The 15310-nt window shown below is 51.8% G+C and carries 10 protein-coding genes and 2 pseudogenes; 4 read left to right on the top strand and 8 right to left on the bottom strand.

Going from position 1 to position 15310, the window contains the following annotated elements:
* Nucleotides 1–8 precede the first annotated feature (8 nt).
* Complete coding sequence (locus ATY02_RS12310; RefSeq protein WP_068578942.1) at nucleotides 9–1310, bottom strand: NAD(P)/FAD-dependent oxidoreductase; 1302 nt, start codon at nucleotides 1308–1310, stop codon at nucleotides 9–11.
* A gap of 693 nt (nucleotides 1311–2003) precedes the next feature.
* Between ATY02_RS12310 and feaR the strand changes: the two genes are divergently transcribed.
* Nucleotides 2004–2960, top strand: coding sequence for a transcriptional regulator FeaR (feaR, locus tag ATY02_RS12305; RefSeq protein ID WP_083235643.1), 957 nt, complete (start codon nucleotides 2004–2006; stop codon nucleotides 2958–2960).
* 341 nt (nucleotides 2961–3301) lie between these two features.
* On the opposite strand, the pseudogene ATY02_RS36575 reads toward feaR, so the two are convergent.
* Nucleotides 3302–3574: pseudogene (locus ATY02_RS36575) on the bottom strand (helix-turn-helix domain-containing protein); the annotation flags it as partial.
* A gap of 268 nt (nucleotides 3575–3842) precedes the next feature.
* Between ATY02_RS36575 and ATY02_RS12295 the strand changes: the two are divergent.
* Entirely contained in the window at nucleotides 3843–4871 is a 1029-nt protein-coding gene (locus tag ATY02_RS12295) for an IS30-like element ISPsp8 family transposase (protein WP_058182715.1), read from the top strand.
* Nucleotides 4872–4882: 11 nt separating this feature from the next.
* Here the strand turns inward: ATY02_RS12295 and ATY02_RS12290 are convergent, their stop codons facing one another.
* From ATY02_RS12290 to ATY02_RS12280, 3 genes are all read right to left on the bottom strand, one after another.
* Nucleotides 4883–5359 carry a hypothetical protein gene (locus ATY02_RS12290; RefSeq protein WP_084823425.1) on the bottom strand — a complete coding sequence of 159 codons (477 nt, stop codon included), beginning with the start codon at nucleotides 5357–5359 and terminating at the stop codon, nucleotides 4883–4885.
* A gap of 189 nt (nucleotides 5360–5548) precedes the next feature.
* A complete protein-coding gene (locus ATY02_RS12285) occupies nucleotides 5549–7066 on the bottom strand; it encodes an APC family permease (protein ID WP_206600636.1) in 1518 nt (505 codons plus the stop codon).
* A gap of 523 nt (nucleotides 7067–7589) precedes the next feature.
* Entirely contained in the window at nucleotides 7590–7958 is a 369-nt protein-coding gene (locus ATY02_RS12280) for a hypothetical protein (RefSeq protein ID WP_164823654.1), read from the bottom strand.
* Between the two features lie 597 nt (nucleotides 7959–8555).
* Between ATY02_RS12280 and ATY02_RS12275 the strand changes: the two genes are divergently transcribed.
* Both ATY02_RS12275 and ATY02_RS36570 read left to right on the top strand, forming a co-directional pair.
* Entirely contained in the window at nucleotides 8556–8834 is a 279-nt protein-coding gene (locus ATY02_RS12275; RefSeq protein WP_164823653.1) for a hypothetical protein, read from the top strand.
* Nucleotides 8835–10057: 1223 nt separating this feature from the next.
* Nucleotides 10058–10258, top strand: a complete 201-nt coding sequence (locus ATY02_RS36570; RefSeq protein ID WP_164823652.1) for a response regulator transcription factor — start codon at nucleotides 10058–10060, stop codon at nucleotides 10256–10258.
* A gap of 360 nt (nucleotides 10259–10618) precedes the next feature.
* On the opposite strand, the pseudogene ATY02_RS12265 reads toward ATY02_RS36570, so the two are convergent.
* The 3 genes and pseudogenes from ATY02_RS12265 to ATY02_RS12255 all read right to left on the bottom strand — a co-directional run bounded on the left by ATY02_RS12265 (nucleotide 10619) and on the right by ATY02_RS12255 (nucleotide 15305).
* Nucleotides 10619–11645 (bottom strand): annotated as a pseudogene (locus tag ATY02_RS12265) (IS30-like element ISPsp8 family transposase).
* Nucleotides 11646–11779: 134 nt separating this feature from the next.
* Nucleotides 11780–13249 (bottom strand): benzaldehyde dehydrogenase, encoded by a 1470-nt coding sequence (locus tag ATY02_RS12260; protein WP_176720660.1) that lies wholly within the window; start codon nucleotides 13247–13249, stop codon nucleotides 11780–11782.
* Nucleotides 13250–13805: 556 nt separating this feature from the next.
* Nucleotides 13806–15305: a PepSY domain-containing protein gene (locus ATY02_RS12255; protein WP_068595945.1), complete on the bottom strand. Its 1500-nt coding sequence runs from the start codon at nucleotides 15303–15305 to the stop codon at nucleotides 13806–13808.
* Between the last annotated feature and the right edge of the window lie 5 nt (nucleotides 15306–15310).

Genomic DNA, 15310 nt, shown 5'->3' with positions numbered 1-15310 from the left:
ATCAGGTATCAACGACGTCCGTTAAAATAACCGCCGAGTTGATGGGTGACCTTGCCGAAGGTACAAATCAATGAACGAAATTGTTCCTTTCCATAAATTTGGGTACGAGGAATTGAGCTCATGACGTCGTAATGCTTCGAACCACCCATGATCCCCTCAGCAAGCACCCGACTTACTACGTGGCTTGGCGTGACGCCAAAGCCTGAATAGCCCTGCACGTAGAATGCATTCGGTCGTCCAGGCAGCGTGCCGATTTGCGGAAAAAGGTTTGCCGAACACTCCATCGGCCCCCCCCATGCGAGATCGATTTTCACGTCTTTCAAGTAGGGAAAAATATTCAACATCAACTTCCGATTCCATTCCTTCAAGTTGTTAGGGATGTAATCGACGAGGTATGTCGCGGCACCGAAAAGCAGCCGATTTTCATTAGTGACCCGAAAGTAGTCGATCACCGGTCGGATATCACTGAATGCACCGCGAATCGGACTGATTTGCTCGATCAATGCATCGGAAAGAGGTTCGGTAACCAGTTGAAAGGCATATGTACTGATCATGGTCTTATGCAGCTCTGGCTCAAGACGATCAAGGAAAGCGCCGCAGGACCAAAGGATTTTCTTTGCTCGCACCGAGCCCTTAGCCGTACGGACCTTGATGGTATCACCGTAGGTCACTTCCAAAACCGGAGTATTTTCAAATACGCGGCCACCGTGACTAACAAGCGCCTCAGCCTCGCCCAGCAACAAGTTCAAAGAGTGAATATGACCATTGCCCATATGCATCAACGCGCAGCTGTAGGCGTCCGAACCAATGATTTTCCTGACATCGGCGCCCTCCAGATAAGCAATTTCGCAATCTGGACTTAGTTCTTTATATTCTTTTTCCCAAGCTTGCAGCAGTTTGCCTTGGCGCTTATTAAAACCAAGGTAACCATAGCCATGACGAAAATCCGCATCGATACCGTATTTATTTATACGGCTTTTGATAATTGCGGCACCTTGGTCGCTGATCTCGAAAATGGCACGAAGACCATCTTCGCCGACATCTTTACGGATTTTTTCCAGGTCATGACCTATCCCTGCCATGACATGTCCGCCATTTCGTCCCGACCCTCCGAACCCTAAGTATCGTGCTTCCAGGACAACGACGTTCTTGACGCCTCGCTCCGCCAGTTCAAGTGCAGTATTGACACCGGAGAACCCGCCACCGATCACAACTACATCAGCCTCGATGTCCTGTTCAAGGTCGGGAAATTTCAGATCGTACTTACGAGTAGCCGTATAGTAAGTAGTTGGCGTTTCTACAGAGAGCATGATATTTCCTCACAACAATACGTTGATCAAATCATCAATTAGGCGTCGGGACGGAATCAAGTCTTTGTTCTTATTCGTCGATGACACCAAATCGGTCTCTTGTTTCAATGCCTACAGGGAGGGTGCTATGCGATATAACGAAACGCAAACCACCCTCTGACCGGAGCCGACGGCACCAGGGCCGTACCCTATTCAAGGCCTGCGGCCGTCTGATCGAATCGGCAGCATCCAATAGAGCGCCCCATAGAAATTCAAGAGACACCCTTATTAAAACCCCGGTTTGACCAATGCGCCATGAGCTACAGAGTCAATTAGTTGACCGAGACTGCCATGTGGGGTGAGCCAGCATAGAAATCCACTACGGACGACGCAGCCTAGATAGTTAACATGTTACCAAACGAACCAGGCGCTCTCGCCATGTGGGAATTTTCGGCCACTTTTCTGGCCTTTCTTCGGCAGCATCAGGTTGAAGAAATCCGATTGACTCAATCCAATACGTAACTCATTGAAACTAAAGAAAAATAAATTAACTTCAATTAACAAATATTGGGCCTGTTTTTTGCTTAGATAGCTTATGTGCAACCCGATCCACGCAAAATCGCTTCCGAGCAGCGCACTGGGTCACTAGAAAAAGACGCGTAATACCGTCCAAGGTCTATTCAATTTGAGTGTTCGTGCTGGAAAGAGGTCGAAATGAACAACGTAATGCATACTGGCGAGCAGGGCTTTGAAGAGTGGAACCAATACCTGTCCACAAGCTGCGGAACCTTTCGAGCTGAACCACCATTAGAGCAGGGCTCGGCTACATTTGTAGGCAGCATCATCTCGTCCCCTAGCGTTAACGCACTTTGCCCTGGCTCAAGAATCATCAGTAACTGTCATCACATTCACCGACACCAGAGTGATATCCGCCGCGACGATCGGGATTTCTATTATCTGGTGATGCAAATGAATGGTTCTGGAGTAATGTGCCAGAATGATGGCCAGACGCTTCTGAAACAGAATGACCTCGTACTCCTGGACGTTAACAAACCGTGCGACTTCTATTTCACAGGTCTCTCGGACCAACTGTCACTGATCATTCCCCGTCGCTATATCGAGTCGCGATTCCGAAATCGCGAAATATTGCTCAATCACCGTATTGAGGCAAATTCCAGGCTGGGATCACTCATTGGAATGCTTGCTCAACAACTTTTCGACGTGGGAGAGGCAGAGACGGAGGAGTCGGAAGCGATGCTTGACGCCCTGCTAACCCTTATGAAGCCTAGCGTGAGGGAAAGCCCACCGCTCACACACATGTATCAGCAACAGACTCAGTCATTGATGCTTCAGAAAGCTAAAGTGTGCATCGAGAAAGAGTTAATTAATAACGCACTTTCTCCTTCAATGATTGCTGATCAGGTCGGGACGTCAGTTCGCAATCTTCATCGTTTATTCGCAAGCTGCGACACCACAATCGGTCGCTACATTCTGGAAAGAAGACTCGAACAGTGTGCAGACGATCTCAAGAACGAAGGTGCCCACGAAAAGGTTTCCAGTGTTGCTTACAATTGGGGTTTTAGTGACGTGAGCCATTTTTCCCGCTCCTTCAAGGCCAGATTCGGCATGTCACCGAGAGAGTTTCGCATGCGAAAAACCACCTACTCGTAACCTTTATCATCAGAAACTTTTGATCTGACGCTGCTCATTTTGAAATTGTGCAGCATGAGATCAAGACTGAAAGATACTAAAGAAGAGCGCTCTCAAGTGGTCGTACCGCCAGCTTGCCCCTTAAGTGCCCCACAATTTAATTTCATAAAGCAGTAACCAATTTAAAAAACCAAAAACGAAGTTTTTAGCTTTGTTCTGTCAATATAAAATCTTCAAAATTGCGATCAACTAAAAACTTAAGCGCTGACTAAAAAGCCTACATAAACTTTAAAGTGTGCTTTTTCAAAGTAAGCAGCGACTCAGTATAGCCTTCCCTAAAACAGGAAGCCGCCACTTGATGATCACCCAAAAACCAAGACGTCGCCTCGATAATCTCTGGGAGATCTCAAATACTGTTTCTTGAATATTTTGCTGAAATGCGCCGAGTCCGAAAACCCCCATCGGTATGCAATTTCCGTAATACTTTCATGGCGCAGACAAGGATTAGCTAAATCTCGGGCACATCGTTGCAGCCGCTCTCTCTGAATAAAACGACAAACACTGTCTCCAGTATTTTCAAAAGAGCGGTATAAATGTCTGATCGATATTCCTAACTTATTAGCCATCCATTCTGGGCTTAAATCGAGCCGATGCAAGTGATCGCATACCATTCGTTCAATTTGGCGCCGAAAATCATTGGTTTGAAAAATCTCCTCAAGGCCGTTACCATTTGGCCGCTCCACTAATGTAGGCTGGATCAACGCAACTAAAGCATCCTGCATTCCTACCCCATCATCACTTGTGAAATATCTATCGTGATCAAATATAATCTGATTGACGAGTGAACGGGCGGCGGCAAAAACTGAGTGCAACACCTGACCTTTCCGGTACGGTGCTGCCCCTATGTCATATACCGAACTCAGCGTTGAAGAACGCGCCACCATCCAAATCGGCCACGCCCAGGGCTTCAGCCTGCGCAGGATTGCTCGCCTGATCAATAGGTCTCCTTCGACCATCAGTCGAGAGCTGCGCCGCAATCGAGATGTCTGTGGCAGCTACTCGGCCCGCGCGGCCCAGGAGCAGATGAAGGCCCGCCGCCAAGTCTGTCGACCGAGCCGAAAGCTGCTGCCGGGGAGCGAGCGCTTCGAACTGGTGGTTCATATGCTGCGTGAGCGTTTGTCTCCCGAACAGATTGCCGGCAAGCTGCGCCACATGAACATACCTAGCCTCAGAGATGCCTACGTCTGTCGCGAGACGATCTACAACGCGATCTATGCCCTGCCAGTGGGTGAGCTGCGTAAGGAGCTGATCATCTGTCTGCGCCAAGGCAAGACGACGCGCCGGCCGCGCTCTGGTGGCGTGGATCGGCGCGGCCAGATCCCCGAGATGGTCAGTATTCATGTGCGCCCGCCGGAGATTGAAGACAGGCTGATGCCGGGGCATTGGGAAGGCGACCTCATCAAGGGTAAGGCCAACGCCTCGTCCGTCGGTACGCTGGTGGAACGCACCAGTGGGTACCTGATGTTGGTGAAGATGAACGACGCGACGGCGACTTCGGCGCTGGAAGGCTTCAGCGCCGCGCTCAATAGCATGCCGCTGGAGATGCGCAAGAGCATGACTTACGACCAGGGCCGGGAGATGGCGCGACACGCCGAGATCACCCAAAGAACCGGCGTGGCGATCTACTTCTGCGACCCGCACAGCCCCTGGCAGCGCGGCAGCAACGAAAACATCAACGGCCTGATTCGCCAGTACTTGCCCAAGGGCACAGACCTGTCGGTACATAGCCAGGAGGAGCTGGACGCCATTGCGCTGCAACTGAACATGCGACCGCGTAAGCGCTTCGACTTCAAATGCCCAATCGAAGTTATGGACGAGGTGATGCAGAAGGCCATGGCTATGCGGCATGATGCTCCAGTTTCAATTCAATGACCGTGTTGCACTCAGCTCCTGCAACCGCCACGTAATAACCGCCCACTAGGACAATTAGTTTGTAATTTACCGGACAGTGCCCCATGGATTTTGAGAGACCGTACTCGATCACGCGAAACAGAAATTGACACTTGCTCAATAAGACCTTGCGGCTCGACGCTACACTCACCTGCCTGATCCATTATCGCCATCTCGCCAGGTGCCAGCTCCACTGACTGCCCATCCAGATGTAGCTGGCAAAAACCTTTGCGTTGCACAACCAGGAAGCAATATTGATCATCGGCGTTGTCGACGCTTTGCCGAAATTTGGCAATTCTTCCAGCATTCGTGCGAAGCTCAGCAAAGCCAACGCCGCCAAGATCACGCTGGATCATCTCCCCTATAAACAAGGAGTGCTCACTTCGAGGGTAGGTAGTAAAGGAGCCGCATGCGCTTCGAATTGCTTTATCCCAGCGCACTGCTTCGGACTGCAGCCCATCTTGGCTCATGATTGGCTCTCTTAGCGGCTGTCATGCCGGCTTTTCTTGGATTTATAGCGATAGTTAACATGTTATTTAGTAGAAAATCAACTACCGCCCGCCCACCTATTTCCAAGCAAAAATCGTGACAACTCCATAAAAAAGCCGCGACCATTTCTGGATTGCGGCTTCGGGTCTGAGCTTTTTCAACGCAAATCGTCAGACCTCATGAAGGATTCTTGACAGGTTGCGATACAGCTCTGGACGTGCCAATTTGAACCACCATGCAGTGAGCAATCCGACCACTCCCACGGCTAGCATTCCCAATGGGATTGCCTCGTTAAAAACTGACTCCCCACCCGTTAAAAGAGGCATGTTAGTAACTATTACTATCAACCCGCACGCCAAAGCTATCGCGCTCGCTGCCGGAGCCAGCAGGCGCTGCCAAAGATTAGTGCCATGGCTCTCACGATGGAAAAAGCGAATAACCGCCATTGAGGTTAACAATTGTACCGAGACAATCCCGATTGTTGCAGGCGCACTTGAAATGGGTAGCACCTGGGTCATCGGATCTACATGAAGGGCACCAAACACGACAAGAACCACAACACAGAAGAGCGTCTGGCAAGCGCTCGCTACGTAAGGCGTCTGATGAGCTTGATGGGTGCGTGCAAACCGGTGCCATAGAATACCTTCGCGCCCCATTGCAAACAGATATCTTGACAAGGAATTATGAAAGCTCAGCAGTACCGCGAACAAACTGGTAATTAGCAGGATGTTCATTGCATCAGCCAAGCCTGGCCCTACCAACTTGGTCGCCAGCGCAAACCAGATCCCACCCGCATCCTGAGTCACGCCTGCAACTATCTGGTCAGGCCCCACAGCTACTACGAGAAGCCAGGAAGAGACAGCGAAAAATCCCATGATAATCAGCAAAGCCACATAGGTCGCTCTCGGCAACGTTCGAGCAGGATTTCGAGCTTCCTCAGCATAGATAGCCGTAGTTTCAAAACCCATGAACGCAGCTCCGACAAAAACCAGCGCAGCTCCAAACCCGGGCACGAACACATTACTTGGCTCGAATGACGCAACGCTATAACCGGATGGCCCTCCTCCGTGATAAACAACTGCTGCGTCGAAGACGACTATCACTGCCATCTCCGCGAGCATCAGGATTCCTAAAAACCTGCCATTAAACTCTACATTCCGAGTGCCAAAAAACTGTACCAGCACTGCGATCACGATAGACACCGCCCACCATGGTACTGGCAGCCCTAAATGAGTTAACGATTCGGCACTAAAGAAACCTATCAATGCATAACAAGCGACCTGCATTCCGGCATACGCCACTATGGCCAAAAATGCTGAGGCGGTCCCTAACGGTCGCCCTAGCCCCGTCGAAACGTAGGCATAAAATGCTCCGGCATTTCGAATGTGACGCCCCATCGCGACAAAACCGACCGCGAAAAGCAGGTAGGCCAGGCCCACCACCAGAAAGGTGCCAGGTATTCCTATACCGTTCCCCATCTGAATGGCAGTTGGAACGGCTCCAATCAGCCCCGTTAGCGGTCCGTTGGTAGCTAGTACAAAGAAAACGATACTCCACATACCGACTGCATTTTTTCGTAATGCACCAGCATTGACACTTGGCGACTCCATAATCGGCCCCTCATTAAAACATTGGAAGGAATGCTGCCAGGAGACATTGCGCTGCAGTCTTCGCTCCGTCTTGTCCATACTGGTACGAGACTTGTTTTTTTCTGCCAGATCGATAAGCCAGCAGTGCCTTTGGCACTCTTAGACGTATGCATGTCAGGGGTTTAATGATCCGTACAGCTGGCCACTTCAATCTCGGCTAACGTGCCATCCACCCAACTTCACACCGCCTCTTGCCACGAAGAACTTTCCGCGTTTCTGGCACTTGATTGAGGGCATAACTTTTATTGCTGTGAAATACTCCCATGGACAGCTCTGCGCCGGCATTTAGCGTCCATTTATTATCCTCGTGCAACGAATATGCAAGCGCGCATGGTGTAATAAAGCTATTAATAGCAATAGTCAATAAAACGCAGGACGAATTTTGCATGATTGATGCCTGTCATTATTTTTTTGAGATAAGAGTTACCTGAACCAGTTAAAATTGGCTTTTAAACCCAAAACCCCAATCCCGGATTTAAGTGAAAAAACGCGCCGACATCATGCTCAAACATAATGTGCGCGGCGCTGAAGTAAAATATGCGTGTGCCACCAAGCCAGAGGTCTAAACTTTCACATCTGCATCGTTCAGGTTTTGTAGGGATTTTTTTGAAGGTCGTTCGTACTTAACGCCCAGATGTGCACGTACATCTTCAAAATCTACCATCCAATTCTTCGGTGATGCGCCTTCGCCGAGATCGCGAGGTGACGCATATCCAAGCAGGCGCTGGACGGTCGGAGAATAGTTTTTTGCAATTTCCCATGGCACCCCAATGGTTGAAGCTTCTGGTGTCACGCAACCTGGGACCATGTGGTACCCAAAACGCCATTGGTCAGTAGTGATCAGCGTTGAAGCTTCAGCGCCGCCGCTCAATGGTTTTCCCGTATAGAGAAGTGCGGAACCTGCAGGCATGACGCGCTTGATCAACAGCATCTTTTTCGACCCGGCGTGGCGAGCTGCGCTGCTTCCAGGAACAACTGTGGCGCGCCTGGCCCGCGGTTAGCGCGAGCATGATACTGGCCATTGGGCGGGAGTCAGGACCGAGATTGGCGAGAATAGGAGCAAATCACTGCGATCGCGATCATATGGCGTGAGCCTTTGTCTCAAATGCCCAACGATCATCGCCGAGCAAGCTGCGCCATCGCCAGTCAAACTGTTGCTCGCCCAAGCATGCATTAATTCATGTTCTAGCACTTCAGAGATGCCACGTCGCGATCTGCCCAGCCAGTGGGTGAGCTGCGAGAGCTGGTCAGTGAATCGTTTAGTATTATGCCCGCCAAAACACTGGATCAAATCTGGATCAGCATGCGCCGTTTTGGCATTGAAGGAGGTGATGCCCATTCGCGTCTTGGGTAAGTTCAACGCTTACTCGTCCGTTCGGTACGCTGGTAAAAACGCAATATGGGTCCACCATCTTCCTGTATGGCCAAGATGAATTTCGGAAATAGAGTTTACGGCGCTGGAAATCTTTTTCTGCGCCATTTTGCGCTCATTTTAAATGCCGCTGGAGATGCGTTCAAATAGAGCATTTTGACTTCCCAAACCATTTGGGGTGGATTTGGCGCGATCACGCCGACATCTTGCAAAGAATCGGCGTGGCGTACTAGTCCTTTAGCGACCCGCCACAGCCCTGGCGGCGGTTACAACGAAAACATCAACGGCCTGATCGTCCTTTACTTGCAGCGGCCTGATGCAGGTACAGAGCCTTTCTTCAAGGTATTTACATTGGTGTCATTTTGCGTTGCATTGTTTATGAACGAATGCGATTTTTATGGCTTCAAATGCCCACGCGATATCGTCTATGGATAAGGTGAATGAATAAGGCGCTGGCTCGTCTCAGGCATGATGCGTTGTTTTCAATTCACAGACCGTGGCAAACTTTCATTTCCTATCAAAGCTTCTTGTCAATAAAAATAAAACAAAGCATTTGATGCAACCCAAAACGCCATTGGTCAGTAGTGATGTCCAGCACCGGCGCCATGAATGGTTTTTCCGCTAGAGAAGTGCGGAACCTGCAGGCATGACTGCTTGAACAGCATCTTTTTACTGACGGTCGAATCAAGTCTGCAAGTGTTTCTGACTTCCAGGAACAACGAGAGTCGCGCCTGTTTCTATTTTGAAGTCGGTTAGCGCGAGTCATCATACTGACCATTGTATTGGGAGGTCATAACCGAGATTGGCAGAATTGCAAATGGGCAGGGATACTGTATCGCGAATGGTAGTTGGCTGTTAGACCCTGGACCAACGATCATCGCTAGAGCGGTGTTGAGCCAATAATCGCCAGTCAAACTGTTGCTCGCCCAAGCATGCATTAATTCATGTTCTAGCACTTCAGAAAATGACGGAGAGCGACTGAGTAGTCGAGTGAATCGTTTAGTATTATGCCCCCAAAACACTGTCAAATCTGGATCAGCATACTTTGCACCGGGCATGATACCCATCGCGTCTTGGGTAAGTTCTTCGCTTACTCGGCGCGTTAAATCAGTTGAAATAAAATTCTCAACTATGCATCCACCATCTTCCTCTATCGCCACCAGAATTTCGGAAAGAGAGTTTACATTCCTATCAAATCTTTTAGCTGCGCCATTTTGTTTTCTCTTATTTTAAATATCGGTTTTTATGAATCGTTCAAATAGAATTTTTTGTTACACTGATCCCAAACATTTGGGGGTGGATTTCATCCTTGATCTTGCGATCCCTTAGACATCTTGCCAAGTATCCATGGGTACTAGTCCTTTAGAGGGAGACTGGCGCGCCTTCGAGACGGCGTTACAATTAGTAACAATACCGATCGTCCTTTACTTGCAGCGGCCTGATGCAAGAGGCCTTTCGGCTGGCATCAATTTTGCTTGGTATTTACATTGGTGTCATTTTGTTGCATTGTTTATTTGAAAGAGATTTTTTATGGCTACTGGGCACGCTGATATCGTCTCTGCTGATAATTGCTTCGGAATGAATACGAACACTGGCTCGTCTCAGCCTTTACTGCGTTGTTTTCAAGCGTTGACAGAACGTGAAATACAAACTTTGATTTGATATCAAAGGGGTTTAACAATAAAAATATTGCTAGAGCATTTGATGTTAGTGAAAGCACGATAAAGAGCCATGTCCAAAACCTGCTAAGAAAATTCAATGTCCGCTCTAGGCCGCTCAGTATTAGCAGTATGACCGCACTGAATGTAGGGGGAGGCGATCAGCGGTGCAAGTGTTTCTGGCTTTGCCTCGGGAAGTGATGACGTCTGGATTTCTATTTCAAACGCTAAATTTGTCATCAACCGCTCCGGATGTATTGTTAGGCATAACAAGGATTGGCAGTTGCTAATGGGCAGGGATACGTGCGGGAGTATGGCTGTCGATAATATTCATCATCGAGACAAGCTAGAATGGGAGGTTCTTTTAATTGCGATTGCTGGGCCCGCACCTACGCCGCACATTTCAAATATAACATTTATATCCAGTTCGGGTGCAGAATTATCACTAACCCTGAACTTCTTTGTACTTGATGATGAATTCTATTTTGTGGTTGAGAAGGTTAGCTCTGCTGTAGCTTATAGTAATAAGCTCGGCGGTTGCAGGAGCTGAGTGCAACACGGTCATTGAATTGAAACTGGAGCATCATGCCGCATAGCCATGGCCTTCTGCATCACCTCGTCCATAACTTCGATTGGGCATTTGAAGTCGAAGCGCTTACGCGGTCGCATGTTCAGTTGCAGCGCAATGGCGTCCAGCTCCTCCTGGCTATGTACCGACAGGTCTGTGCCCTTGGGCAAGTACTGGCGAATCAGGCCGTTGATGTTTTCGTTGCTGCCGCGCTGCCAGGGGCTGTGCGGGTCGCAGAAGTAGATCGCCACGCCGGTTCTTTGGGTGATCTCGGCGTGTCGCGCCATCTCCCGGCCCTGGTCGTAAGTCATGCTCTTGCGCATCTCCAGCGGCATGCTATTGAGCGCGGCGCTGAAGCCTTCCAGCGCCGAAGTCGCCGTCGCGTCGTTCATCTTCACCAACATCAGGTACCCACTGGTGCGTTCCACCAGCGTACCGACGGACGAGGCGTTGGCCTTACCCTTGATGAGGTCGCCTTCCCAATGCCCCGGCATCAGCCTGTCTTCAATCTCCGGCGGGCGCACATGAATACTGACCATCTCGGGGATCTGGCCGCGCCGATCCACGCCACCAGAGCGCGGCCGGCGCGTCGTCTTGCCTTGGCGCAGACAGATGATCAGCCTTACGCAGCTCACCCACTGGCAGGGCATAGATCGCGTTGTAGATCGTCTCGCGACAGACGTAGGCATCTCTGAGGCTAGGTATGTTCATGTGGCGCAGCTTGCCGGCAATCTGTTCGGGAGACAAACGCTCACGCAGCATATGAACCACCAGTTCGAAGCGCTCGCTCCCCGGCAGCAGCTTTCGGCTCGGTCGACAGACTTGGCGGCGGGCCTTCATCTGCTCCTGGGCCGCGCGGGCCGAGTAGCTGCCACAGACATCTCGATTGCGGCGCAGCTCTCGACTGATGGTCGAAGGAGACCTATTGATCAGGCGAGCAATCCTGCGCAGGCTGAAGCCCTGGGCGTGGCCGATTTGGATGGTGGCGCGTTCTTCAACGCTGAGTTCGGTATATGACATAGGGGCAGCACCGTACCGGAAAGGTCAGGTGTTGCACTCAGTTTTTGCCGCCGCCCTGCATAAAAATGGCACCGGTAGCCAGTGCCATGCGGCCAGTGGGCCAAGGAGCAATTCTACCAATTATAATCGGTCATCTAGATAGGGTAGGTCGTGGCCTCATTTTTGATGGTCAGCCACTGCCACTGAGTAAACTCCTCCCAATTCGCCGCCCCCCCAATACTGACTCCATTTCCTGACGCCCCTACCCCGCCAAATGGGTTTACTACATCGTCATTAATGGTCTGGTCATTGATGTGGAGGATGCCAGTTTTGAGTTTTTCACCCAGCTCCAGCGCCCGTCCGACATTTCTGGAAATGATGCCGGCGGAAAGCCCGTAATTCGTGTCATTTGCAAGACGAATTGCCTCGTCATCAGAATCGAACGGGACAACAACGGCCACAGGACCGAATATCTCCTCTTGGAAAGCAGGATTGTCTGGACCAACACCACTGAGCACAGTTGGCTGGAAAAATAGCTTTTCGTACGTGCCGCCTACCTCAATAGTTGCACCTGCATCTTTAGCCATCTGGACGATTCGATAGACATGATCGCGCTGCTGCTCATTGATTAGCGGCCCCAATGCAACCGAGTCCAAGGTCGGATTTCCCACGATTAATGATTTTGCCTTCGCAACCAGTCGCTCTAAGAACGCATCATAAATACGACGCTGTACCAGGATCCGGCCGGTCGCCATGCAAACTTGCCCTTGATGGAGGTAGACACCCCAGGCCGCATTTGCAACGGCAATATCCAGATCAGCATCTTCTAAAACGATCAGTGAATTTTTGCCTCCCAACTCCAGAGAAACCTTCTTAAGACAGCGACCAGCTGCTTCACCAACCTTACGACCCGCTGCTGTTGATCCCGTAAACTGGATCATAGCTACGTCGGGCGTGGCAACCAGCGCTGCCCCCGCATCTCCGCCACCTGGAAGTACGTGCAACACGCCTTTAGGCAACCCAGCCAATTCAAATAATCGGGCAATAATGAGACCACCACATACAGCAGTCCGTGGGTCAGGCTTGAGCACCACGCTATTGCCGACCGCCAGTGCCGGTGCCACTGCTCGCATTGCTAGATAGAGTGGAAAATTGAACGGAGAGATCACGCCCACCACGCCCAATGGGCGACGTCTGGCCAGACTCAAACGTCCAGTCTGAGAAGGCAGCACTTCGCCCTGGCTACGACTTGGCAGACTAGCGCTTTCATGAAGAGCCTTGATTGAAACGCGAGCCTCGAAAGCCGCCTTGATCTTAGTAGACCCACTTTCCCTGACAATCCAATCAACGATCTCTCCAAAGTGCAGCTCACCAAGCTCCGCTGCTTTACGCATGATCATCGCACGCTCCTCATAGGACGTTGCGTACCATGCGGGTTGAGCGATTCGTGCCGACTTAGCGGACTCCGCAACAGTGATAGGATCAGCCATGCTGATACTCCCCAGAACTGCACCCGTTGCCGGCTCTACTACTTCACAGACATCCACCGGGGGACGCACCCATGCACCGTTGAACAAACGCTCATTCCAGAGTTCCTCAGGCAGAAGCCTTGACATCTGATTCATGAATTTACCTTCGGTGTAATTACAGGGCTTCAGCCCCTACATTGTTCTCACATCCGAATAGCACAAGCCGTGCCACCGCTAAACCCCTGAGGTTTCTAAGAAAAAGTGTTCAATATCAGGACACGTATGAAAACTCACTGCTCCCTGCCAGAACACAAGACCCGCTGCGTCCACAGTTCTGCCTTACTGGCTGAAGTGCTTTGTGCAGTGACATCAGGTGGCCGACTATGCCTGCCAGCTCGGCTATACCGAGAAGAGCCTGACCCGCGCTGAGATGTCAGTCATGGGTGTAACGACCAAAACATTCATGGCAGTGCGAATCGTTCTCGAAGCCAGGTACCTGCTGGTACGCACGTGCGCATCGCAAACATCGCCGAGCCGCTGGATTTCTTGTGATCGGATGAATTTAAAGCACATCGAGGTCTGGAGGGCCCGACACCCTAATGAGACGCTCCAGGATGAGACGCACTGGCGAGTCATTCCGCGATGTACCGTACCGATGTACTGATCCAGAGCTATGGCAGGCACCTTCATTAAGGGGGCGGATAAAGGGGGCTCAAACTTGCCCTCCTTCGTTTCGCAGGAGGGTTCTTCCGAGTTGCAACACTCGCTTACGACGCAGGCGACGCCAACCCAGTACCGTGCCACTGATACAGATCAGCATGCCGCCAAGACTGAAAGCGATGATCAAAGCTTCGCGCAACAGCGGGCGTTCCAAGAGCGGATGCCAGTCCCAGCTATGCAACAGGTTGAATAGCCAGCGGCCGATGCGCTGTCGTTGGTCATGCCGCGCGACAATCTCGCCACTGGCGGGGTCGAGGTAGACCCAATTCTGCTCGGGGTCATCGAAACGCACCCTCAGCACCGGCAGTGGGCGGTTCTGAAACCCATACATGCTCTGCGCATCGCGAGCGAAGTAGTAGGAGTCGAAACGCTCCAACCAATCGCTATCCAGCGCTATGGCAGGTGCCATGACACGAGCGGCATCAAGCAACTGCTCGCGGGGGAACTGATGCAATAACGCCTCACCATGCAGCATGCGGCTATTGCCGGACGCATCTCGTGCCACCAGATAGGCACTGCCATGCAGACGACGCCACTCCAGCTCAACCACATCCAGCTCCACACGCAGCAACTGCAGTACGCGGGTGACAGGGAGCGAAATATCTGCAGCACGCAGAGAGCCGCCCTGGATCAGAGAGGCATCAAGGCGCGAACGACTGTCGGTAGTCCCCCAGGGCCGCATGGACATGAAACCACTGAAGATCCAAGCCACCAGCACGACGCCGAATAGCATGCCGCCGATATGGTGCCAACGAAGCCAGCCACCTGGGTACGGACTGCGAGAGCCATTGCGGTAGGGTCTGCGAAAGCGCCAACGCATCACGCCAACTACCATGCCCAGCACGGCCATGGCCGTGCCAAGCAGGGACAATCCGATCATCAACACACGCCACCCATTCTCGAAGCCAAAGCCTTCGCGTAGCGGATATAGCCAGTGCAGCCAGGCTCCAACCCAGTTCCAGCGCCTCTCCTGCAGGCTGGCATCACGTACTACCTCTCCAGTCCTGCTGGACAGGTAGAGCCAGGTACGCTCGGCATCGCCCAGCTCGACCAGGTGCAGAGGACGCTCGGCATCCAGCGCACGCGAATGCGTCCAGACATCCTCCTCGAACTGGCCGCGATAACGCAGGGGCACGTCACCGGCATATTGCCGGGCGCCAGTCAGCGCCCAGGCTTCGTCGGCCCGCTCCAGTGGTTCACCGCTGCGCGCATCGAGGGTCACGCGGCGCCCGTCGGCCAGCTCCAGAAGATAGAATGGCTGGCCGCCCAGGCTGCTCAGGCGCAGCCGTTGCAACGGCAGCTGCGCCCATTGCGCCGGCACCTCGGCGCAGCAGATCGCGGGCAGCGCCGGCAGATGCTCAAGGCGTTCGCTGCTGGTCAGCTTGGGGTAGCCGACATACAGCATCACCACCCCGGAGACGAACCACAGCGCCATCAGCAGGCACAGGCCGATACCCAGCCAGCGATGCCAGAGGTACAGCTGCCGCTTCAGCGCCA

This window comes from Pseudomonas sp. BIOMIG1BAC, assembly GCF_001705995.2.
Taxonomy (GTDB): domain Bacteria; phylum Pseudomonadota; class Gammaproteobacteria; order Pseudomonadales; family Pseudomonadaceae; genus Aquipseudomonas; species Aquipseudomonas sessilinigenes.
The sequence above is the reverse complement of the archived record's forward strand: the minus strand, read 5'-3'. Positions and strand labels throughout refer to the sequence as shown.